This window comes from Natronogracilivirga saccharolytica, from assembly GCF_017921895.1.
Lineage (GTDB): Bacteria > Bacteroidota > Rhodothermia > Balneolales > Natronogracilivirgulaceae > Natronogracilivirga > Natronogracilivirga saccharolytica.
In genome coordinates, this window is the sequence record NZ_JAFIDN010000006.1 from 156,215 (window position 1) to 178,090 (window position 21,876).

General features: G+C 50.4%; 18 protein-coding genes and 1 other RNA gene. 11 read left to right on the top strand and 8 right to left on the bottom strand.

Annotated elements, in window-relative coordinates:
* Nucleotide 1: 1 nt before the first annotated feature.
* From NATSA_RS09265 to smpB, 3 genes are read left to right on the top strand one after another with little or no spacing between them, the layout of a single operon-like run.
* Nucleotides 2-1,192, top strand: coding sequence for a site-2 protease family protein (locus tag NATSA_RS09265; RefSeq protein WP_210511944.1), 1,191 nt, complete (start codon nucleotides 2-4; stop codon nucleotides 1,190-1,192).
* 22 nt (nucleotides 1,193-1,214) lie between these two features.
* Entirely contained in the window at nucleotides 1,215-1,598 is a 384-nt protein-coding gene (locus tag NATSA_RS09270; protein ID WP_210511946.1) for a hypothetical protein, read from the top strand.
* 56 nt (nucleotides 1,599-1,654) lie between these two features.
* Nucleotides 1,655-2,140, top strand: a complete 486-nt coding sequence (gene smpB / locus NATSA_RS09275; RefSeq protein ID WP_210511948.1) for an SsrA-binding protein SmpB — start codon at nucleotides 1,655-1,657, stop codon at nucleotides 2,138-2,140.
* 17 nt (nucleotides 2,141-2,157) lie between these two features.
* On the opposite strand, the gene rnpB is transcribed toward smpB, so the two are convergent.
* The 3 genes from rnpB to NATSA_RS09290 all read right to left on the bottom strand — a co-directional run bounded on the left by rnpB (nucleotide 2,158) and on the right by NATSA_RS09290 (nucleotide 4,236).
* An RNA gene (gene rnpB / locus NATSA_RS09280) (RNase P RNA component class A) lies at nucleotides 2,158-2,541 on the bottom strand.
* Between the two features lie 100 nt (nucleotides 2,542-2,641).
* Complete coding sequence (locus NATSA_RS09285; protein WP_210511950.1) at nucleotides 2,642-3,379, bottom strand: zinc ribbon domain-containing protein; 738 nt, start codon at nucleotides 3,377-3,379, stop codon at nucleotides 2,642-2,644.
* 8 nt (nucleotides 3,380-3,387) lie between these two features.
* Complete coding sequence (locus NATSA_RS09290) at nucleotides 3,388-4,236, bottom strand: Nif3-like dinuclear metal center hexameric protein (protein ID WP_210511951.1); 849 nt, start codon at nucleotides 4,234-4,236, stop codon at nucleotides 3,388-3,390.
* A 214-nt stretch (nucleotides 4,237-4,450) separates the two neighbouring features.
* On the opposite strand from NATSA_RS09290, the gene NATSA_RS09295 reads away from it, so the two are divergent.
* The 7 genes from NATSA_RS09295 to NATSA_RS09325 all read left to right on the top strand — a co-directional run bounded on the left by NATSA_RS09295 (nucleotide 4,451) and on the right by NATSA_RS09325 (nucleotide 12,496).
* Nucleotides 4,451-5,221 carry a YggS family pyridoxal phosphate-dependent enzyme gene (locus tag NATSA_RS09295; RefSeq protein ID WP_210511953.1) on the top strand — a complete coding sequence of 257 codons (771 nt, stop codon included), beginning with the start codon at nucleotides 4,451-4,453 and terminating at the stop codon, nucleotides 5,219-5,221.
* A gap of 182 nt (nucleotides 5,222-5,403) precedes the next feature.
* Nucleotides 5,404-5,751, top strand: coding sequence for a hypothetical protein (locus NATSA_RS09300; protein ID WP_210511955.1), 348 nt, complete (start codon nucleotides 5,404-5,406; stop codon nucleotides 5,749-5,751).
* A gap of 71 nt (nucleotides 5,752-5,822) precedes the next feature.
* Entirely contained in the window at nucleotides 5,823-6,434 is a 612-nt protein-coding gene (locus NATSA_RS09305; RefSeq protein WP_210511957.1) for a DivIVA domain-containing protein, read from the top strand.
* A gap of 11 nt (nucleotides 6,435-6,445) precedes the next feature.
* Entirely contained in the window at nucleotides 6,446-7,285 is an 840-nt protein-coding gene (locus tag NATSA_RS09310; RefSeq protein WP_210511959.1) for a purine-nucleoside phosphorylase, read from the top strand.
* Between the two features lie 157 nt (nucleotides 7,286-7,442).
* Entirely contained in the window at nucleotides 7,443-8,264 is an 822-nt protein-coding gene (locus NATSA_RS09315) for a hypothetical protein (protein ID WP_210511961.1), read from the top strand.
* A gap of 198 nt (nucleotides 8,265-8,462) precedes the next feature.
* Nucleotides 8,463-10,925: a DNA internalization-related competence protein ComEC/Rec2 gene (locus NATSA_RS09320; RefSeq protein WP_210511963.1), complete on the top strand. Its 2,463-nt coding sequence runs from the start codon at nucleotides 8,463-8,465 to the stop codon at nucleotides 10,923-10,925.
* Nucleotides 10,926-11,086: 161 nt separating this feature from the next.
* Entirely contained in the window at nucleotides 11,087-12,496 is a 1,410-nt protein-coding gene (locus tag NATSA_RS09325) for a metallophosphoesterase (RefSeq protein ID WP_210511965.1), read from the top strand.
* Between the two features lie 55 nt (nucleotides 12,497-12,551).
* Here the strand turns inward: NATSA_RS09325 and NATSA_RS09330 are convergent, their stop codons facing one another.
* The 5 genes from NATSA_RS09330 to NATSA_RS09350 all read right to left on the bottom strand — a co-directional run bounded on the left by NATSA_RS09330 (nucleotide 12,552) and on the right by NATSA_RS09350 (nucleotide 20,815).
* Entirely contained in the window at nucleotides 12,552-15,173 is a 2,622-nt protein-coding gene (locus tag NATSA_RS09330; RefSeq protein ID WP_210511966.1) for a T9SS type A sorting domain-containing protein, read from the bottom strand.
* A 161-nt stretch (nucleotides 15,174-15,334) separates the two neighbouring features.
* A complete protein-coding gene (locus NATSA_RS09335; RefSeq protein WP_210511968.1) occupies nucleotides 15,335-18,109 on the bottom strand; it encodes a CotH kinase family protein in 2,775 nt (924 codons plus the stop codon).
* A 125-nt stretch (nucleotides 18,110-18,234) separates the two neighbouring features.
* Nucleotides 18,235-19,326 carry an HlyD family secretion protein gene (locus NATSA_RS09340; protein WP_210511970.1) on the bottom strand — a complete coding sequence of 364 codons (1,092 nt, stop codon included), beginning with the start codon at nucleotides 19,324-19,326 and terminating at the stop codon, nucleotides 18,235-18,237.
* Between the two features lie 13 nt (nucleotides 19,327-19,339).
* Nucleotides 19,340-20,026 (bottom strand): DUF4956 domain-containing protein, encoded by a 687-nt coding sequence (locus NATSA_RS09345; RefSeq protein ID WP_210511972.1) that lies wholly within the window; start codon nucleotides 20,024-20,026, stop codon nucleotides 19,340-19,342.
* A gap of 33 nt (nucleotides 20,027-20,059) precedes the next feature.
* Nucleotides 20,060-20,815 carry a polyphosphate polymerase domain-containing protein gene (locus NATSA_RS09350; protein ID WP_210511974.1) on the bottom strand — a complete coding sequence of 252 codons (756 nt, stop codon included), beginning with the start codon at nucleotides 20,813-20,815 and terminating at the stop codon, nucleotides 20,060-20,062.
* Between the two features lie 530 nt (nucleotides 20,816-21,345).
* Here NATSA_RS09350 and NATSA_RS09355 point away from each other — a divergent pair.
* Nucleotides 21,346-21,864, top strand: coding sequence for a TlpA family protein disulfide reductase (locus NATSA_RS09355; protein WP_210511975.1), 519 nt, complete (start codon nucleotides 21,346-21,348; stop codon nucleotides 21,862-21,864).
* The last annotated feature ends 12 nt before the right edge of the window (nucleotides 21,865-21,876 follow it).

The following is a 21,876-nucleotide window of genomic DNA, read 5'->3' on the forward strand; positions in this document are numbered from 1 at the left end:
AATGAACCCTCTGACTGCCCGGATCATATTTCGTCATTCACTTCTGTTCGTCCTGACATTCCTTTCAGCATCGTTTACCGGTGCCCTGTTTGTCGGACATACGTCCGGTCTGCCTGATGAATTCATCCTTTTTTCCGGCGAAGGGCTGGCTTTATACATTACGGAGGTTGTTATCTGGGAAGGCGTTCTCTTTGCCACCCTTCTGCTTGCCTTTCTTGGTGTGCACGAATTCGGACATTACTTTGCTGCGGTCAGACATCGCATTGATGCCTCGCTTCCCTATTTCATCCCGTTCCCGATATCACCTATCGGCACCCTCGGAGCGGTCATCCGGATTCGCAGCCGCATTCAGAACTCGATCCACATGTTTGATGTCGGGGCAAGCGGTCCCATTGCCGGGTTCATAGTTGCACTCATCATCCTGATTTACGGTTTTTCCACGCTGCCGGATCCTGATTACATGCAGAACTTTGCCGGACACGAAACCCTCAATGAGTACATTGAAGAACATGGCACTTTTCCGGACGAACCCGTGACTGACACCAGCCAAAATGAGGCCGAAGTCATGGTGCTTGGCAACACCCTGCTCTTCTCCCTCATCGCATCTTTTTTTGATGATGTGCCGCCGATGTGGGAGTTGTATCACTATCCCTTCCTGTTTGCCGGATGGCTTGGATTGTTCTTTACGGCGCTGAATCTGCTGCCGGTCGGACAGCTTGACGGCGGCCACATACTCTACACCCTGATCGGATACCGCCGGCACCGGCTTGTGGCACGGTGCTTCCTGGTCCTGGTGATGACACTTGCCGGTCTTGGCGCCCTGCCACTGATCCAGATGATTGCATCGGAATACGACGTCCCGGAAAAGCTGGTTGCCTGGGTGCTATGGGGAATACTTGCCCTCACATTGCTGAACCGGGCTTTTCGCGGCAACCTGGTCTGGACTTTCATCAGCTGGAGTGTGGTACTGCTGGCGAATCTGGTCCTGCTGACTGTCTTTGATCCAACCGTATTTTCCGGGTTCACCATCTGGATTTTTTGGGCTTTTTTTATTGTTTTCCTTGTCGGAATCGAGCACCCGCCTGTCTTGTACGAAGTCCCGCTGACTCCTGAAAGAAAGGCTCTCGGATGGATCTGCATGGCGATCTTTTTGCTGTGCATCAGTCCAAACCCTATTTATTTTACTCAATAATCGTAATAAAAACTTTCCTGCTATGCGTACCATCCTTTCATTGTTACTGGCAATTGTCATTGCCTTTGCCGCCGGCTGCAGTCCGGATTCCGAATCCACGGAACAAGCTGTCAACCAGCTGTCAGAAGAAGGCGAATTTGAAGAAGCACTTGATCTGGCCAGAACCAAAGCGGATGAAACCGGAGATGAAACACTGCTCATCGAAACACATCTTGCTTATGCAAATTACCTGACACATGAAGCCGACCACCTGGCCATGGGTGAGAGGATGGGCGATGCCCTGGCTCATTACAGAAGAGTCCTTGAGCTTGACGAAACCAATTCACAGGCTCAGTCACACATTGAGCTTATCGAGGGGATCTACGACCAGATGGGTCGCGATGTCCCGCAGGGCGTTGCCGAATAAGTCAGATTATTTAGTATCTTTCTGCACAATGCAAAATTAACAAACAGAAGCAGCCCGTGGCATCCGGAAAAAAAAAGGAACAGAAAACAGGCACCCCGTCAATAAAAAACAGGAAGGCATGGCATGAATTTTCCATAGAGGATTCATTTGAGGCCGGCCTGGTACTTACCGGGACCGAAGTCAAATCCCTTCGCAATGGAAATGCCAGTTTTGGCGATGCCTTTGCCTATCTGAAATCGGGAGAGGTATGGCTGAAAGACCTGTATATCAAACCGTTTGAACAGGGATCCTACAACAATCACGATCCGAGACGGGAACGAAAGCTGTTGCTGAAACGTGATGAAATACGCAAACTCGACAGGGCGGTCAATCAGAAAGGGGTAACCCTGGTGCCTCTCAAGCTCTATTTCACCAGAGGACTGGCAAAGATTCAGCTCGGTCTTGCCAAAGGCAAGAAAAAATATGACAAGCGGGCCAGCATTGCGGAGAAAGATGTCAAGCGGGATCTGGACAGGGAGCTTAAAAAAGCCCGTATGGGCTGACCCTTATTAAAAAAAGAACGACAGGATTGCCTGTAAGCCGAATTCTGTGATCTGCAGCCGCAGGCGGATGCAGACCGGTAATCATTTGTCTGGCCTCACCATTGCTGATGAGGTCTTGCAGTCTACCCGGCAGTGTTGTGACGGACGGCACACTGCCATGCTTGACCTTGCACCCCGCGGGGTTTACCCTGCCCCGTTCTGTTACCAGAACAGGCGGTGAGCTCTTACCTCACCTTTTCACCCTTACTCCGGACAAATCCGGAGCGGTCTGTTTTCTGTGGCACTATCCATCTTTCACAAAGTGAAAGTCCCCGGATTTCCCGGGGCGCGGTGTCCGTCGGTGTTCGGACTTTCCTCTCTCACCGGTAAAACCAGGCGAGAGCGATTACCCGGCAATCCTGTCCGTAAGTAAAAAACGGACAAAACATATTCTGAAGTATCCCTGCTTGCACAACTGTCCCTCTACTGACTGCAGCCTCAACGGATTCGGATGCCGGGCCGTCAGTTCAGGTTCAGCTGTTTCCGGGCTTCATCGAAAAAACTCGGGTCAACTACAATGCGGCCCGAATTCTCGTCAAATATGATCTTGTTTTTTCTTCTGACTTCAACCTGAACCTGCGGGGGGAGCATCATGCCCAGACTGGATCCTTTTTCCATGGGCACAACGGCCATGCCGTTATTGAGGCCTTTGCGGAGCCGCTCATAGCTGCGAAGATATCTTTGATCGAGTTTTTCTACGGCTTCTTCCCGCTTTTTATGGAGCTCTTCCTCTTCTTTCCGGGTGCTTTCGATAAGTTTGTCGAGGTTCTCCTTTTTCTCTTTCAGAAGATTCTTCGTTTCCTCGAGCTTGACCTCATTTTCGGCAACGGTATTCTCTAACTCTTCCTTCTGAAGGGCGATTTCTTCCAGGCGGGACTGTGCATTTTCCTTGATCTTCTTCTGTGTCTCGATTTCCTTGGTCAATGCATCATACTCACGATTGTTCCGCACTGTAAGCTGCTGCTCTTCGTATTTCTCAACGAGGGAATCCGCTTCCGTGATTTCAAGTTCAAGATTTGAGTTTTCTACAGTAAGATCCTTGATTTCCGCCTTGGCCCTTTTGATGCGGGTTTCCAGACGGGTGATCTCTGTTTCAATATCCAGGATCTCCTCCGGCAGGTCACCGCGCAATCGCCTGAGTTCGTCAATGCGGTTATCAATGAATTGCAGATTGGTCAGATTTTGGAGTACTTCTACCATAGGGTATGTTATTGCTGTTTACTGGGCTTATTGTTTAAAAAATAGCTTACGGGGTTGGTATTGACCTTTGTTTCAAGAACCCCGATTCCGGGAAAACGTTCCTGCAGCCGGTCGCACAGTGTCCCGACAATGGGAACCTCTGTTTCATAGTGTCCGGCATCCACAAGTAAAAAAGATCCGGTTTCGGTGAAAAAATCATGGTACTTCAGATCGGATGTAACAAAGGCATCCGCCTGCTGCCTGAGCGCTTCTCCCGCAAGAAATGATCCCGCGCCGCCGCAGACAGCTACTTTGCGGATGTATTCGGGCGATCCGCTGTATCGTATTCCCCCGCAATTGAGTTTTTCTGAAACAAGCGAGAGGAAATCTTCAATGCTGACCGGTTCCGGGAAGCTTCCGATGGCACCAAAGCCTGCAGGCTGCCTGTTTTGCCCGACAGATGCATTTCCCTCATCCCCGGCAGGGATCTCTTCTTTCAGGAACTGAACTCCCTGCAGACCGAGTCGTTCAGCCATTACATGGGAAACACCACCGGGAGCGGCATCCAGATTGGTATGGGCCGCAATGAGGCTTATATCATTACGGATCAGTTTGTAGATCAGCGAACCGGTCATGTCAGACCGGGTAATGCGGGAGAGCTTTTTGAAGATAAGGGGATGATGCGCAATGACAAGATCTGCGCCGGCAGCTGCTGCCTCGTCGGCAACATCCTCCGTAACATCAAGACAGGCAAGTATTTTACTGACGTGCTGGTTATGGTCCCCTACAAGTAATCCAACATTATCATATTCGAGCTTGGTGCTTTGCGGCGCCCATTCTTCCAGAAACTCGAGGATATGATTGTTGGTGTACTTCATATTCTCGAGGAGCAGCCCCCTTCCTGCCCTGTGCTTGTTTCGGCAACGGCGGGTTCGTATCTGTAAATGGTGTCTTTGTTGCAGTACACGATAAGTGACACAGTCAGTATTTTTGAATCAGACACGCAAGATAAAAACTTTTACACTTATATAAAAGTCAGCGAATCTGTATCTTTCCAATACCATGAACGCCGATGCTGTTTACGGTAGTATCATGAGCGTGAAAGATGTTTTATACATCACGGAAACACCGAAAAATACCATTACAAAAAAATCAGGTTCTTTAGTTGTGATCGGGAAAAACAGAGATTTTATCCGGCAGACCATCAGCGATATTTGTGACAAATGCGGCCGGGACCCCGGTGATATCCGCATTATCGCTGTAACCAAAACCCATCCCGCCGAAGTTATAGAGAATGCGCACCAGGCCGGATTGCGGGATTTCGGAGAAAACAAGGTACAGGAACTGGTGCCGAAAATGGACCGGCTGCCCGATGACATTATCTGGCATATGGTCGGCGTCGTTCAGACCAACAAGATCAAGGACATGGTGCACCGTGTAAACTGGATCCACTCCATCGCAAAAGCTAAATATCTGAAAGAGATCGAAAAACGTGCTTCGCGCGTGGACAGAGTCATAAATGTCCTTATTCAGGTTAACATCAGCGGGGAGGAACAAAAAAGCGGATGTGACGCCGGAGAGCTTGCAGGCATCCTCGAGTATGCTTCCGGGCTGCAGCATGTATCCGTGCGCGGACTGATGGGCATGGCCTCCCTGACGGCCGACCGCGATGAGATCCGGAAGCAGTTCCGCATGCTGCGCCAAATCCGGGATGATCACAGACTCCTGGAGTCCGGCAATGTCAGCCTTGACGAACTCTCCATGGGAATGAGCGGAGATTATGATATCGCAATTGAGGAAGGGGCAACCATGATCAGGCTGGGTACATCTCTGTTTGGCAGCCGGAATTACGAAAAACAGTAGGCGTAAACAGGGACACTGATATTCATCGGTGTCCGAAAATATGTATCTTGCAACCGGGAAGCGGATTCTGTCGTAATACCGAAAAAGCTATTGCCGGCAGCGTTTTGTCTGTATGAGCATCATATCCATGCACATAAAAGAAACATCTACGGCGCTGACATCCATGCCGAAATACAGAGATCATGTTCAACTCCATACTTATCACCCCGCTTGAAGCTCTCGTAGCCATTGTAGCCATTATAGCCGTGTTCGGACTTTCAGGCTACATCATTTTAAAAATTATTCAGCTGATTGCTGAAGCGATCCGAAGCCGCCGCCAGGTCCATACCGGCGGAGATCTTATTCAAAGGCTGGAGCAGTATGAACTGCGCCAGGAGCAGCTGCTTAAGCGGATCCAGAACCTGGAAACCATCATTGTCGATGCCGACCTGGGTAATCCCCGGTTGAAAAGCCGGCAATCAGAAGATCAAATCACTGAGGGACAAAAAGAAGCTCCGGACCGTCCGTTGAAAAATAAGCTCAGAAAATGACCTTTTTATTGTGTTGAAGTACTTTGTCTGTTAAATTGATACAATTAACCCAAGTATAGAAGCCCTCATTTATGAAATTATCAGCTCTGGAAATCAAACAGCAATCATTTGCCAAATCAATGCGGGGTTATGATGTTGCAGAAGTGCAGTCTTTCCTCAATGTCATTTCCAATGAATGGGAACACTTGTCGAACAAGTGCAAGGATCAGGAGCGTGAAATACAACGCCTGTCCGAGAAGCTGACGCACTATCAGAAAGTGGAAGAAGCCCTCCACGAAACGCTTCAGACGGCGAAAAAATCCGCTCAGGAACGCGTCGACTCTTCCAAACAGGAAGCACAGAACAGAATTGCCAAGGCCAATCTTGAGGCCGAGCGAATTATTCAGGATGCCCAGCACGAGCGGCAGTCCATCCGGAGAAGCATTCAAAGACTCCTCGAACGACGTTATGAAATTATCCGGGGAATGCAGTCCTATCTCGACATGGCATCCGAATCACTTGAGTCCTTCAAAAAAGACGATGCCCATATATACGCCATCCCCACTGAAGATGAGTACGACACCGATTTTCCCTCCGGGCAACCTCCAAAGACCAATGATTTCGGCAACAACCCGGAATCATCTTCCCCGGATGAGGAAACGGAAGATCTTGACGATCTTGTTGATGACCTCGACGACAAATAATCAGTGCAGCCATGCCCCATTTTGAAACTATTGAATCTTCGCGAACCAAAAAGCAGGAAGCGCTCGGTTATCTTAACGCTCAGACCGATTTCAAACCCGATTACCTTATTATTCTCGGTACGGGGCTCGGACGACTGGCAGAGGAAATCCGGGTCGAAACAACCGTATCATATACAGATATTCCGCATTTTCCGGTTTCAACCGTTGAGAGTCATGCCGGCAGATTGATCTTCGGCACGTTAAGCGGCAAGAAGGTGATCGCCATGCAGGGCCGATTCCATTATTATGAGGGATATACGATGCAGCAAATCGTCTTTCCCGTCAGGGTGGCGCACGCACTTGGTGCTCATACCATGCTGGTTTCCAACGCCTGTGGCGGCATGAACCCGCATTTCCGCCGGGGTGATATCATGTGCATCACCGATCACATCAACCTTCTCGGTGACAATCCGCTCATCGGTCCCAACGATGACGACCTTGGTGTCCGGTTTCCGGATATGAGCGAACCCTATTCTGCTGAACTCATTTACCTTGCAAGGGAAGTTGCACTGCAATCGGAAATCCGCATGCATGACGGGGTCTACATTGCCGTGGCCGGACCAACCCTGGAAACCCGGGCAGAGTACCGCTTCCTCAGACAGATCGGCGGTGACGTTGTCGGGATGAGTACCGTTCCCGAGGTCATTGCAGCCGTTCATATGCGGATGAAGGTTCTGGGCATTTCGGTAATTACCGACGAATGTTTCCCGGACGCACTGGAACCCGTAAAAATGGAAGATATTCTTGAAGCTGCCGATATGGCCGAACCCAAAATGACACAGGTCATGAAAGGAGTGCTTGAAAAATTGTAGCAGGTGACACTTTCGCGGATAATGCCGGTAATTCAAAGCAAAAGCAGCACACTAATCAACCAGTCACATTCGTAACACTAAACGATTGACAAAATATCGTTGTCAGATTTTCGATTACCACTGCTGAGTTAATTTTTTTCAGAAGCGAGCCTTTTTCATGTATTCATTTGGTGACCAAAATATTTGGGACGAACACGACTGGGAGTCTCATATCAATGAGATGACACGCCGGCACGAAAAACTGCGTAATCTCATCGAGACGGATCACGACAAGTCCCCCAGATGGCTTGAACACCTGAAAAACACACCCACCAAACTCGACGCTGTGGACGCCTTTATCGAGGAAGAGCTGCTCATTGAAGAGTCCCACTTTCCGATGGATGAAGAAGACATGGATGAGGACGAGGAACTTTTTCCTGATGAGGAGGATGAATGGGAGCCCGATGAAGAAAACGGTGATCTGTTTGAAGAACAGGGCGAAGGCAATGATCTATATGATGATGAGGAAGAGGAAAACGACCATCAGGATGACGACGACATAGAAAACCTGTTTGAGGATATTTTTGAGGATGAAGCAGCCGAAGCATCCCTTTATGATTACACATCCCTCGAAAATATTGCCATCTATACCGATGCCCGGGATCTTTCCGCCGACCTGCTGGTTTTCAGCGACAGCCATCCCGGCTACATGAGCCATCCGGGCTTTCTCGGGCTTGTTTCAGACACACTGATTATCAGTTCCAAACTTGCCGCTGCCTATTCCATGGGGTTTGATCTGGAAGTTTTGGGTGCCAATATCGCTTACTGCAAAAAGGCGCTTGCCCGGGCCAATGAGGCACTGGAACATCTGCAGCGTCTCAAGGACGACCCGCTGCAGGCCTCCGAATACTATGATATTCACCGGCGGCTTTTTGAATTGCGAAATAATATTGCCATTCATATACAGGATACACGACGTTTTTTCAACAGTCAGCTGTAATCTGACGGTGAGTATGCTGCCCCTTTCCTGCGTTCGGGAATTCACGCTGCACTGATGCACAGAAGCTTTCCCGGCGCGCTATCCTCCTGGCCTGTTTTTGAGATTTCTCCCCTTTTTGTGTGCCGGCATGTAAGGACGCATCCTCCCGCATCTCTTGTCCTGAAACAGCCTCTTTAAAATATATACGGATGGCCGGCAATGTCAGGAGAATCCAGAATTGCGTTTCGACCGGGCTCATTTCCCGCCTTGCGGGTCGCTCTGTTTTTTGCGGCAGGAATCGTTGCCGGAAACATGGTTACGATTTCCGGCGAACATCTGCTCCCGGCCTGCCTGATTCTGTTTGCAGCTGTTACCTTTTGTCTGATGCTTCTTGTGCTCAAATCACGCAGCACGTTTTTTTCCGGCCTGCACTCGCAGGCAGTTTCCGCAGTCTATTTACTGTGCATCAGCGGCACGGGTTTTATTCATTTCCACAATCAAAGCCAATCGGCCGACCCTGAAGAGCTTCTGCTCCGGCATTTTGACAGCAGCGACCTGGTTTTTCACGGATCTGTTTTGTCCGACAGAGCAACCAGAACAGGAAACCGGATGCTCCGCATAGAGATTGATTCTGTCCGGATTCATGAACTGCCCACCTGGCATGTTTCTTTCAAAACAGAAGCATTGATGCGCTCCGGGGTATATGACGCGTCGGCGGACAAAGAATCGCCGGTGACAGCCGGCCGGTATATTCACTTCCGGGGTGATCTCCGTCAGCCCAATAAACCGACCAATCCCAATCAGTTCGATTATGCCACCTTCCTTGCGCGTCAGAACATCTATACTCAAATTTTTATCACAAGCCTGGAAGACAGTTACCCTGATCCCGGTTCTGCTTTTTGGCTGAAACGTCAGATACATATTCAGTCGGCCATTTCGAGGCTTTTTTCCGAAGACAATGCTCCTCTTGCCAGAGCCATCATACTTGGAGACAGATCCGATCTGGATGCGGAGCTGCGGACGGCTTTTTCGCGGGCCGGCCTTGCCCATCTCATGGCTGTATCAGGCATGCATGTCGGATTTATTCTGCTCCCTGTCTGGTTTGTTTTGCCTTGGTTTCGCAAGTCGGGATACTTGAAATGTATTGGCCTGACTGCAGGCGGCCTGCTGCTTTTGACTTATGCCGGAATTACGGGGTTCTCTATTTCGGTTTCCAGGGCCTCGCTTATGGCTTTCTTCCTGATGCTCGCCCGGCTGTTCCACAAACCGGGTACATCCATGAACATTCTCGGAGCCGCCGCTTTTATACTGCTTTTAATTGATCCGCTTTTTCTTTTTGATGTCGGGTTTCAACTCTCTTTTGCAGCTGTCATGATCATCCTTACCACACTTCCGGGAACCCGCTTCATGCTGCCCAAAAAACATCGCTACCGGTACACCGGCGCACTGTTTCAGTTTGTTATGGTCAGCGTACTCGTCCAGGGCGGTTTGTACCCTGTTCTTATGATCTACTTCAATGAATTCTCTGTCGCCGGCCCGCTCAGCAACACACTTGCGGTACCATTTGTGCAGTTCATGTTTCTCTGGTCCTTCATAGCACTTGGTATTTCCTTTCTGGAACCGGCAGCAGGCATACTGCTCAACATGCCGGGAGACTGGATTTTATCCGGCCTGACCGGTTATGTCCGCTACATCGGATCTCATCCGTCCTCCTGGATTGAAGGAACTGCCGGATCCGTCTGGATCTTCGGGATCTGGTTTTTTGCGGTATGCCTTCTGGCCTCACTGCGAATGCCGGGCCTCAGATGGAAAATGGCAGCCGGTGTTCTGGTTTTTCTGTTGCTGATCCGCGCCGAAGCGGCTGTCAACCATTTCCGCACACCCGCTCTTTCCCTGACATTTTTCGATGTTGGCCAGGGAGATGCCGTTCTGATGCAGACACCGGGCGGGCTTAACTATCTTTACGACACCGGCGTCTGGACTCCGTCGTACGATTCGGCTGAACGAACACTGCTAACCGAACTGAAAGCCAGAGGCATTTCCAGGCTTGACGGCATCATACTTTCCCATCCCCATGCCGATCACATCGGTGGCATAGTTACACTAATGGAGAACGTTGCCATTGACACCATTTACCAGTCCCCGGTAAAATACGAATCAAGATTATATCACCGCTACATGAAGCTGGCCGGTGAAAAGCAAATTCCGGTCAGACTGCTGCAAACCGGCGACATGATCACTACAGACCCCTCCATGCCCATGCTTGTCCTTGCCCCTTCGGATGATATCACTGCCCGTGACGCCAACAACATGTCCGTTGCAGTGCAGGTACATTACGGTGAAAGTGTGCTGCTGCTTTCCGGAGATGCAGAAAAAGAAGCCGAGGCATTTATGGTATCCAGGTTTGGCGATTTCCTGAAATCGGACCTGCTGAAAATCGGTCATCATGCAAGCCGCACCAGTTCAACAGCTTCATTCCTTGACCGTGTAGGTGCCACCAAGGGAGCGGCATCCCTGGCATTGAACAACAGGTACGGGCATCCTCATGAAGAAGCTGCCCGAAGACTGCAGAATGCCGGCGTTCATACCCGGTACACCAGTCTTCAGGGTGCTGTCAAATTCAGGAGCTGCGGCAAACGTTTCAGGCACATCGACTGGAGAGCCGGACCGGCTTTTCCATGAACCGTGCCCGGGCCGGAAACTCCGGTTCCCAAAAAGCTGTTCTCAGTATGTCATGCCGTGCACGTTTTTATGATCCTGCACGTTTTTTGACCCGAATGTCAGTCACATGTGATTCCTGACCTCAGCTGTCACATTGCAGCCACTATAACGCTTATACAAAGATGGACCGGTTTATCCAGTTTTTGATTTTTTTTGTCATCATTTCCTCCGTTTTCGGATTCATGCAGTGGTATGTCATCCGATCCTACTTCAGGTGGGTCCGGCTGGCTTTTGCACAGGAATCAGTGAAAAAGATTCGCACGATCACAATTTTGCTGCTCATCGCGGCAAATATTCTATTCTTCCTTCGCTTTCCCTCCACCGAACTGGGATGGTATGAGCACACGCTGTTTCAGGCCGTGGTTATTTATCCGGGCGGAATTTTTTTCGGGGCTGTTGTACTGGCATTTCTTATCCTTCTCCCATTCAATACCTCCGCATTTTTTTACAGGATCGTCACCAGAATATCCACGTATCTTGACAGCTTGCGGAATCGCATCCGGGGTTCTGCTGTCAACCGAAGCCAAAAACAACACGAAAATGCACCTTCTGAAACGGCAGCGTCTGCAGATGAGACCTTCGCTTCAGAAACAGAGCTGAACGATCATTCGCCGGCAGATTCTTTTCCGGTTTCACAGTCTTCAGGCGCTGCTTCGGGCTCAGCCATGTCAGATTTCATCAGCAGAAGAGACTTCATCAAAACCACGGGAACGGTGCTGTCAGCTGCTCCGCTTGGAATCACAGTCATGGCCTCGGCAGCCACTGCTCACGATTATCAAATCACGCGCAAGACGCTCTACTATCCGGATCTGCCGTCGGGCCTCGAGGGGCTCCGTATTGCTCAGCTAAGTGATATCCATTCCGGAATCTACATGACGGAAAACCAGATGCGTGATATTTTCCGGCTGACCAATGAGGAGAATCCTCACCTGGTAACGATTACCGGAGACCTGGTCGATAATTCTGTTTCCGAGATTCCGGCCCTGTATCGTGCTCTGGAAGACCTTAAAGCGGAATATGGAATTTACGCATGCCTTGGCAACCACGATCACTATGCTTCGGCCGGTGCCGTCAGTGACGCGATGATTGAAAGGGGTTTACACATGCTCACAAATACCCACGAATCGATAGCTATAAACGACGAGACGGTTTCCATATTTGGTGTCGACGATCATGAATCCGGCTGTCCAAAAGAGCTGCGCATGCAGAATGCGACTGCCAACATGCCTGAGCATGGATTCCGTGTGCTTCTAAGTCACCGTCCCGATCTTTTTGATGATGCCAGAAACTACAATATTCAACTGACACTGGCCGGACACACGCACGGTGGCCAGGTTGGTTTTGATGTGCTGGGTATGCCGTTTTACCCGATACATCTGTTCCACGAATATGCCAAAGGGCTCTACGATTACGGCGCTCACAAAGCCTATGTCAATGTTGGTATCGGCATGGTAGGCGCCCCTGTACGGCTCGTCAAGCCCGAGCTTTCTGTATTCGAGCTGACGGGAAATCCCGGTAAAGCAGCCTCCTGATTTTGGCCCGGGACTTATTTCATCCTGCATCCATCCCGTTCCTTTTGCATGCCAGTTAGTTCGGACCGCGCAGAATCGTCATTTTGTGGGTATCAACATGGTCACCTGCATGCATTCTGGCAATATAGACGCCGCTGGCGAGGTTCTGATTCTGAAATGAGATAGTAGAAACACCGGCCTGCAGCTCCTCATTAAAAATGGTTCCTACCCTTCTGCCGGTTACATCGTACAGCTCCACCCGGACCCGGATTCTGTCTTCCACTGTGTCAGGAATATTGATATCAATTTCCGTGCTTTCAAAAAACGGATTGGGATAATTTCTCAGCAATTCAAATTTGTCCGTTTCGACCATTCCGGGCGTATCTTCATCAACAGGCACTCTGCTAAGAATACGTGTGTTCATCACCAGATTTTTATGGTCGTTATCATTATCGATATCGTCATCTCCCATCAGTCTGGACCATCCTACACCACCATCGGCATCAAACCCGGCAAGCAGTGTACGAACCGGATAGTAATTGGCATCCGACTCATCATTTGATCCCTGATCGAATGCAAACAGCAGGCTGGCGTCATCGGATTCATCCATCACTTCAAACACAAAATGGTAATTGCGTCCGGCCTCCATTTCGATCTCAAAATCGGAAAAATCAACTTCGTTGGTTGATGTCGTCAGCTCATCGAAATCAAGATCCACATAGGCGATGGCATCAGACGGTGCAAATACGGCACCCGTTCCACTGCCACTGATCTGTTCCGATTCAGTAAGGGCAACACGAAGCACACCGCTTCCCTCTATGGCATCATCAGTGTGCCAGAGGTCAACATCGACTCCGCGCAGTTCGCCGTCGTATTCAGGATCCACGCGTACCGAAATGGCCCGGAACGTAGTCTGTTCATCAAATTGCATTGGCATGGGTACATAACCTGCCAGCGGATTGACCGCATAATTAATATCCACAACCCTGACTTCTCCGGGTGTCCATTCCGCATCGTAGCTGAACTCACGGCTTCCGTAGTTGGAAGCGGACTGGACTACAGGGTTCACAGACACCAATACAACCGATACGTACATCCCGCTCAGAGAAATTTCATCTCCATCAACAACCATAACTTCCCTGTCACCGTGCTCATCCTGCGCAACCACATAATGGCGTATTTCCGAAGGTGAATTGAGAGTGATGGTGAGATCCTCCACATCGCGCCAGTTGGTATATTTTGCCCCACCATACCGCAGCCTGACCGGTTGGTTGGTTACCCACGGGCGATCGCCGCTGTCAAATCTTCGTCCGGGCGTGGAAACTCTGACACCAGAGAACTGGGGAAGCGTGTATCCATACAGTCCGTTCCCGATTTCAACATCATTGAGCCAGTTGGCAATGTAGAAATCCGTCAGCACCTGCCGGAATTCCAGGTCTTCCTCAGCTTTGTCAATTGCGCGCTGATACTGCACCCACGGTGACCCGGAGGCACTCTGTGTTATGCCGCCAACGGCCTCCAGGCCGATTCTTTCGTAGAGATAGCCATGAAAAAGCTGCGCCCGCTGATAATCCTCAAGCACCTCGGGTTCTCCGGTCCGCCACCGCAGAAAACCATCCTGTTCCTGGCTCTCGACATTTCCGCTGACTTCATCCGGATCATTCAGGAATACCATGGAACGGGAACCGAACCCGTTGAAGATTTCAGCTATTTCGGACTGACCTTCATCCATAAACGTTATCAGATTTCCGCGTCCGGCCTGGATAAGGTGCTGAAACTCATGAGCAACCGTGCTGAGAGGCCGTGAAGGATCCGTGGGCATGTCATCGGTATAAATTCCGGGATAGGAGTTTATATACAGGATAGCCGCTTCGTTGCTGTTACTGTTTGATGTTCTGGGGGCCAGGTCGCCGGGGTTGAAGAAGCCGGCTGTGTAACCTCCGCCCGTATCCGGATCCCAACCGTCCTGTATATCTGAAATCAGAACTTTAACCTTGCCGGTACCCGCAGGATCGGGGACAAGGCCGGGATTTCCCTCTGCAAAAATATCAATATTGTTCAGAATGATTCCCTGCTCCGGATTGACAGACCGTGGCGGCGTACGCTCTTCGAGAGCGATCATCATCGAATCCACCACACCATCGTCGATTTTCCCCGGCTGATACTCATCCTGCTCAACCCAAATCTCAGATTTCTCACCGATGGCACGAAGCTCGAAAAGTATCTCGTCAAAAACGGCTGCGCCGGGTTCGCTTTCCTCAAGATTGTAGACAAAAAACTCACGGGTGTCACCCACTTCATAAACGACTTCGTCCTGCATCACCTGAAGCTCATGCGGCGCCTGGTCTCTGAGCCTCAGGTATTCCTCATACGCCTCCTTAATGGACGGCTCCCTGTATAGATAATCTGTCAGGTGAATAATCTTATCTTCATCACGCGCATGACCCTGTGCATGCATATCCAGCATGCCGTGGGAAGACTCCAGCTGGCCGGACCGGCCGTCGGTCTGAAACAGGGCGTCCGTGTGAAAAAGGGTTTCAAGTGAACCCGGATGTGTTATAACGGGTGTGCCGGGCGGACTTTCGGGACTCTGCTCTCCGGGTTGAGCCGCCGGTATGGAATAGCCGGCAAATAAGATTGTAAGAACAGCAAAGGTGAATGCTCCTGCCGGTCGTGTCAGTAAAGCTTTTGAAGGCATGCTGTAGCGTAAATTTGATTCTCATTTTCCGGAATGCAGGCTGATCGTTGCAAACAGGTAATGTTGCGGAAAAATCATCAGTCCGTGCCGGCGCAACTCATAATGGTACGAAATAACAGTGAAATTGAAACGGACAAAACGGGCATTGCGTATTCGGATGGTCAACGTATTATCGTCATTTTCCGGGACTTTTGTATAGTCTCAGACCTTGTTTCCGGCCGGAATTTCATCCTGTAGAGATAAACACCGCTTGCCATTCCCGCTGTGTTAAAATGCAAAGTATGCGTTCCAGGTTCAAGTACGCCTTTATCTGTCCGCTTTACCTTCCTTCCGTCAGCTGTAAAAACATCAAGAACCACACCGGAACGTTCCGGAAGTTCAAATGGAATATTGGTCTGATCGTTAAACGGGTTCGGATAATTTTGACGTAAACGGAATGTTTTTGGCAGACTTTCACTGTCCTCCCTGTCTGCATCCGTCTTTGCCGGACCGAACACAGCAACAATCTCCATGTCATCTTCGGGATACCAGCGAAGCCCGGCACCTGTGTGAGAAGAACCATTCTCAAATCTGATATCTTCTCTGTCCAGCGGCCGGCCGTTTTGGTCACGCCACTCTATGAAAATGTAACCCTCTGCAGGAACAGCGGTTATATCCACCGGAATATCGTTGAAGTACATTCCTGTCCACTGCGAAATATCGTCCGGAACACCCTGCGTCCCGGAACGAATATCCGTGCTGTCCAAACGTACATGTCCGGCTGTTTCACCGTCGAGCCCACCCTGAACAGCGATATTCAGGTCCGCTGTTCCGCCCAGATCAAAGTGATCCAGAATGTGAGACCGCATATAGCCGGGGCGTTTTTCTGCAAATTCAAGCATGACGTCAATGTGCTCATTCCATCCATCCGGGCTTCCTCCGGCGCTTCGCTGATGACGCCGTATGTGTTCTTCGATTTCCGGCCGGTAGGATTTACGGAATGCGTCAATCCGTTCTGAAACATGCGATGATGCAAACCGGGTATTCAGGTCCGTAGCCATCAGATTGACAAAGCGCCGGCGGAATTCCTCGTTTTCAATCAATCCTTCAAACAGATCATTAACCCACTCAGAAGGGGCCCTCGGATTCCCCGTTCCCGTGATCCATTCAAGCATATTGTGATCATATTCAGCCCACCATGCATTTTCACCGCCATATGGAAATCCGAAAGTGGCATCGAGGTCAAAAATCATCCAGCGCCACCTGCCGTCCGCACCGTAAGACGCATCCGGACGAAATTCATCAGTACGCTTTCGCCAGAAACGGATATTGTTGTGCGGCCAGTCCGCATTGGCTGCATATACCTTCATCATCAGATACTTCAGATAGTTTTCGACATCCATCATGCCGGCTACATGATCAAAATGATCCGGATCGGACAGGTCCTGGTCACGGGCATAGTCCCTCATTTCCAGATAGTGATCCCGGTCATCCGGATTGCCCCGGTTCACCTCGGCATTTCCGGTCAGAATCACCACATCATCACGGTGAATGCCGTAATTGGTCTCCACATACCAGCCGTCGTACCGCTCACGGATGTTGTGAATGCCCCAGTATTCGCCGTTGATGAAGACCACCGCGGGTCGGTAAGCCTGCTGATCGACATTCCGGTCACTGTACAGCGACTGAACCATGGCATCCTTGAACATCGTGTGGAACCAGTCGTCACCGGATGAGCGCAATATCAGCCGCTTGTATTTGTCCGGAGGCTGATCGGAGCCGGTTTTCGTGTTGCCGGGAAACAGAGGCCAGGTAATATCGGGATTCCAGTCATAATCGCTGCGGGAATAGATTCGTATGGATTTCTGCGGGTATCGCCGTGTTGCGCCGCCGTGAATTCGGATACCGATATTTTGTGAAAATCCGTACGTGCCGGAATCATTGTCCGGCGTGCCGTCAATAAACGTTAGATGTGCCGGCCGTTCCCATTCCCGGCCCCGTTCGTTATAATTGCCGCTGCCAACCGGGTTATCCGGATCGTATTTGTCACCGGGTACAAACAATCCCGTTTCGTCACTGAAAAGATGGACCGAGTCGGTCACGATGGACAGAACCGGGAAGCTGTAGCGGTCAGCACCAGCGGGATCCACAAACCATGTCCCTGAAACCGGATCGCTTTGGCGGTACCCGTCCCGCACGGCAATGGCCCGGACAACATTCCCTTTGAAGACCGGTCCGTCAGGTGGCTGCCAGTGTGCCGGAGCTTCCGGCGGCCCCGGACTTGTTGGTATGGTTGACAAACGGTTTGGCTCCCCTTCCCGTGATTCAATGAGGATGGAGTCGCCGTATACCGGCGAGTCTGTTGTCGGTTCCGATCCGTCGAGTGTGTAATGAATGCGCGCATGCGGATCCTCGGTTTCTATCGACAAATGAAACGCGTCTGTATAAAATCCCGGATCCCGGGAAAAAGCGGGACCGGATGTGATTCCCTCATACGGTGATGTCGTGTTTGGTGCCCCCGGAGTTGGCTCAGGGAATAGAAACCAGTTTTCGGTTCCGTCCGGGTAACGGCCGAAAGAATAGTCAGACGGGATCGGGGTCGGCTCCAGTTCGTCGATGACGGGAGTGTTGCGGCCGGGAAGATTCGTGAAATAGCTCAGTATAACCTCTTCGCCTTCAGATTGTATGCTGAATCCGGCATGAAGCGGCGCTTCGGGATCACGCCGATCCTTGCCGGATGCCCAGACCAGCAGAAATTCATCCGGACCGATGTGGCTTCCTTCAGGGAAGACCCACCGGTAAAGGTTATCATAATCGTCGGAGAGGCCAAAGCCGCCAAGCCAGACGGTATCGGAACCCGGGTTGTACAGCTCCACCCAGTCCTCATAATCGCCGTCCTCATCTGCGATAGTTTCGTTGTTGGAAGCCTGGACCTCATTGATTACGACGGGTATCATGTTCGACTCTGGCTCTTCTTGCGGAGTCTGCGATTCTGCACGGGCGGACAGAAACGTGAAAAAAAACGGGATCAGCAGGGAGATGAGGGCTGCGCGGGGCATCGGGGAGATCGTCATCCCGAAAACTAACGAGTTATAAGCCGCATATCAACAATTTCGCCGGGCATCAGGTCCAGCTCCCGGTTGATGCGGATGCGCACCGGCAGACCGGTGGTTTCGAATGGTTGTTCGGGAAACAGCTGGCTTAACTCTTCAATCGTCTCCATTTGCACACCGACCTGATCCACCACCATTATAGCCTCTTCACGATCGCGGGTCTGTTTTCTGACCAGCACCTCCATTCCGGGCTCCGGTTTCACAAATACCGGATGACGAACATGGCCAATAATATAATCCGGAGTGGGTGACTGGATGTTCATAACGATATCGCCCTGTTCTACGAATTCGCCGTTACTTTTCAGCACCTCGGAAACCTGTCCGCTCACCGGCGCCTCCAGCGTAACAGGCATCATTTCGGCTTCAATTTTTTCGATAGTCCGCTGGTGTACCTTGATTGCCGCTGCACGCGGATCATCTTCTTTCCAAAGTTCGGGGACTCTGTCAAGGTCAATAGCCTCAAGGCGTTCATCCAGCCGGTCAACCAGCTGCGCAATCACTTCAACCTCCTGCTCCAGTGACCGGAATTCGGTCCTGGCCTCATCCACAGCTTCGTCGGTAGTCAGACCAAGCTCATCGAGCCGCTCCACTCTCTGCAGTTCCCGTTCGGCCTGCTGCTTCTGTATGGTGGCCATAGCCAGGCGTGCGCGGTTTTCCATCAGATCCATCTGCATGGATTCATAGTTCAGAATGTTTCGCTGCTGATCGGCGAAGGGATCCATGGACAGGCGCGTCAGCTCAAGTTCGGCCAGGACGACGGCGAGCTCGGCTTCCATGATCTTTGGATCGGTTGTTATAAGCCTGCCGACCGGATCACCGGCTGAAACGGAATCAAAATCCTGTACTGTAATTTCCGATAGCGCGCCGGCCTGCGGGCTGCGAACTTCTGCCTGTTGCCCGACAACGCGTCCGACCATGGTAGTGGCGTCCATACGGTCTTGCCAGAGCCAGGCAACTACACCGGCTACGACTACAAAAACTGCGAAGGGGATGATGCGAACCCGGATTTCTCTCCAGCGTTGGGATGGAGGCACCGGTATTTTTTCGTGATTATTTGCCATGGTGGTAATGCGGTCAGACTTCCGATTCTTCTTCGGCTTTCATTGTGGTTACACGGGAAACAGCGGTATTGGCCTGCAGCTCATTAAGCAGATCCTGGATGCGGGACGGATCGCGGAGCAGCAGCCTGTAGGACAGGTCGGCCCCTTCGTCATCTCTCACGGAGCGCTGGCTTGCCATATGCACCTTCAGGGAGTGGCGCTCCAGCAACTGCTGCAGTTCGCTGAGTTTTTTCAGTGATTCGGACCAGTGCAGATTCAGTATGAGATCATAGCGTTGCCGGCTCCCGAAAGATGTAAACCAGATATAGATCAGCACGGATGAAGCAATTAACGTCCCGATCAGTGCGGTTGAAAATTTCTGGGTCCCGCAGGCCATGCCGATAACGATCAGGCTGAGAATATAGACCGTATCAAGAGTATCACGTACGATATTACGAAAGCGTACGATGGCAAAGACGGCCATCAGACTGAATGCGGTGACCAGGTTGTTGTCCAGCACCATCATGACCAGTGCAACGGTAATAGGTATGAGTATAAGTGAACTCACATACGTGCGGGAGTATGAGAGTCCGGAATGGGTGTACATGTACACCCAGGCCAGAAGCTGTCCGCACAAAAAGGCGAGCAACAGCGCCATGATGAGCGCCGAAAAGTCGGTAGGGAGCGGCGCTACATCGCCGAGGTAAATCCAGTCTGACATAATTACGGTTTAAAACTTTATGCGGGCGATGTGTTACACATACGCCCTGAAAAATTGTTGTTCTCCCATGTTCTCGATGCCGTCCACGTACTTCGCTGCGCTGCCGGCACGCAATCCGAACACCTGTACCAGGTCTTTGAACCAGTTGGGAAAACGATTAGTGAATTTGAGTTCCAGTACCAGGTTGTTACCGAAGACATATCTCGGGTTTTTCAACCGGGATGAAAATGTGATTTGATTTTCCGGCTCGCTGCGGACCTTGCGGTCGATGGTAACCCTGATCTTGTTGGAACCGTCGGCAACCCAGGCCTCGCGGTAGTAGGCCACATGAACTTTGGGCCCGGCATTCAGATGGTAAACAAGCCGGGTGAAATCGTGCAGCGCATCAAGCTGTTCTGCTGTCGGATTCACCAGGCTGTCCCTGTCCGGAATGAACCCCCGCGTCATATCATAAGCGGCTTCCCGGTGGACAATAGCCCGTTTTTTTGCAATTACCTTGTCATGCCGCCGCTTTATCTCAAAATAAACCGGTGAATCATCTGTTTTTTCGTAAAATCGAATCCGCAGCTTGTAACGGTTCCGGTCACCATTAATGGTTTCCTGATAGGTACGCAGATCGGGCGAGTCCAGATAGAGACTGTGCACGGGATACGAAAGATTGGGTTGCGTCGCTCCGTAGCTGTCCAGGTCCAGATACGACGAAACAAAGTCACGTATCCCGAGTGCAACATCTTCATTTATGATGTACTTGTGCTCGAAACGTTGTCTTTGCAGTCTGTCGACACCCATGATTTCCTGCGCTATACTATCTCTGTGTTTATATAAGTAAATAATATCAAAGCAATATGCTGTATAAAAACCGTTGCTAAGCAACCACAGCAAAAGTAAACTTTAAGAGCCCGATCCGATGCAACCTTCATGACGGTGTTGCCCTTATGAAAAATTGTTGCATAATCAAGCATTAAAAAATAACAAAAAAATAACATAGACTCCATAACTCACGATAACCAAAAATATGTACCCTTGAAATCAGACTCTTGCTGCAGATTTGCGTCGGCCTGCATGCTTTGGCTGCCTTCTTTTTCCTGATAACGGCTTGCTTTATCTGTTAACTATTTACTTTATCATGATATTTGTCAGGGAATCGGGCTTCAGAATTTCTGACCGGATTTATTTATATTGAAAGGTTATACCGTCTTAATACGGAAGACGGTCTTACCTCCGGCACGATTCCGGATCATTTTGCGTTTATGTGATACGAAATCACATATCTGTGCTGATCTGGACTGATCAAATTACTCATACTTAAGACTTCTACTATGCGACGAACTGTCGGCGTTGTTGCGCTTTTAATACTGGTCATTGCTGGTTTTAAACTGGCCTCCTCCACGGAAAGCAGCCAGCCGGAATCTGCTGATGCTACGGAGATTCTGCAAAATGCTGTATTCACCGACCTTGACGGAGGTGAGGTGACCATCCATGATTTTGAGGGAAAAACCGTGCTCATCGACATCTGGGAAACCTGGTGTACACCGTGCATCCGAAGCATGCCCACACTGCAGGAGCTGATGGATGACTATCCGGACGATTTTGTCGTTCTTGCCGTTTCACCCGGTTATATGGACTCCGAAGAGCAGGTCAGGGAGTTTGTCGCAAACAATGACTATGATTTTGCATTTGTATTCGGGGAACAGCTGGCAGAGGATTTTAATGTGCAAAGCATTCCCTACAAAGTTTATGTGAGCCCGGGCGGCGAGTACATTGAGTCCGTCCTTGGTACGCAGGGACCGGAACTCGATTATGAGAAAACACGCGAAATTATTGAAAAACATCTATAAACCTAATACTGA

Excerpts from the sequence above, each read along its gene's own strand:
- NATSA_RS09270 (WP_210511946.1), top strand. The coding sequence starts at position 1,215 with ATGCGTACCATCCTTTCATTGTTACTGGCAATTGTCATTGCCTTTGCC.
- NATSA_RS09330 (WP_210511966.1), bottom strand. The coding sequence starts at position 15,173 with ATGCCTTCAAAAGCTTTACTGACACGACCGGCAGGAGCATTCACCTTT.
- NATSA_RS09335 (WP_210511968.1), bottom strand. The coding sequence starts at position 18,109 with ATGATACCCGTCGTAATCAATGAGGTCCAGGCTTCCAACAACGAAACT.
- NATSA_RS09325 (WP_210511965.1), top strand. The coding sequence starts at position 11,087 with ATGGACCGGTTTATCCAGTTTTTGATTTTTTTTGTCATCATTTCCTCC.
- NATSA_RS09355 (WP_210511975.1), top strand. The coding sequence starts at position 21,346 with ATGCGACGAACTGTCGGCGTTGTTGCGCTTTTAATACTGGTCATTGCT.
- NATSA_RS09320 (WP_210511963.1), top strand. The coding sequence starts at position 8,463 with ATGTCAGGAGAATCCAGAATTGCGTTTCGACCGGGCTCATTTCCCGCC.
- NATSA_RS09315 (WP_210511961.1), top strand. The coding sequence starts at position 7,443 with ATGTATTCATTTGGTGACCAAAATATTTGGGACGAACACGACTGGGAG.
- NATSA_RS09310 (WP_210511959.1), top strand. The coding sequence starts at position 6,446 with ATGCCCCATTTTGAAACTATTGAATCTTCGCGAACCAAAAAGCAGGAA.
- NATSA_RS09295 (WP_210511953.1), top strand. The coding sequence starts at position 4,451 with ATGAGCGTGAAAGATGTTTTATACATCACGGAAACACCGAAAAATACC.
- NATSA_RS09305 (WP_210511957.1), top strand. The coding sequence starts at position 5,823 with ATGAAATTATCAGCTCTGGAAATCAAACAGCAATCATTTGCCAAATCA.
- NATSA_RS09340 (WP_210511970.1), bottom strand. The coding sequence starts at position 19,326 with ATGGCAAATAATCACGAAAAAATACCGGTGCCTCCATCCCAACGCTGG.
- NATSA_RS09345 (WP_210511972.1), bottom strand. The coding sequence starts at position 20,026 with ATGTCAGACTGGATTTACCTCGGCGATGTAGCGCCGCTCCCTACCGAC.
- NATSA_RS09300 (WP_210511955.1), top strand. The coding sequence starts at position 5,404 with ATGTTCAACTCCATACTTATCACCCCGCTTGAAGCTCTCGTAGCCATT.
- NATSA_RS09285 (WP_210511950.1), bottom strand. The coding sequence starts at position 3,379 with ATGGTAGAAGTACTCCAAAATCTGACCAATCTGCAATTCATTGATAAC.
- NATSA_RS09265 (WP_210511944.1), top strand. The coding sequence starts at position 2 with ATGAACCCTCTGACTGCCCGGATCATATTTCGTCATTCACTTCTGTTC.
- NATSA_RS09350 (WP_210511974.1), bottom strand. The coding sequence starts at position 20,815 with ATGGGTGTCGACAGACTGCAAAGACAACGTTTCGAGCACAAGTACATC.
- NATSA_RS09290 (WP_210511951.1), bottom strand. The coding sequence starts at position 4,236 with ATGAAGTACACCAACAATCATATCCTCGAGTTTCTGGAAGAATGGGCG.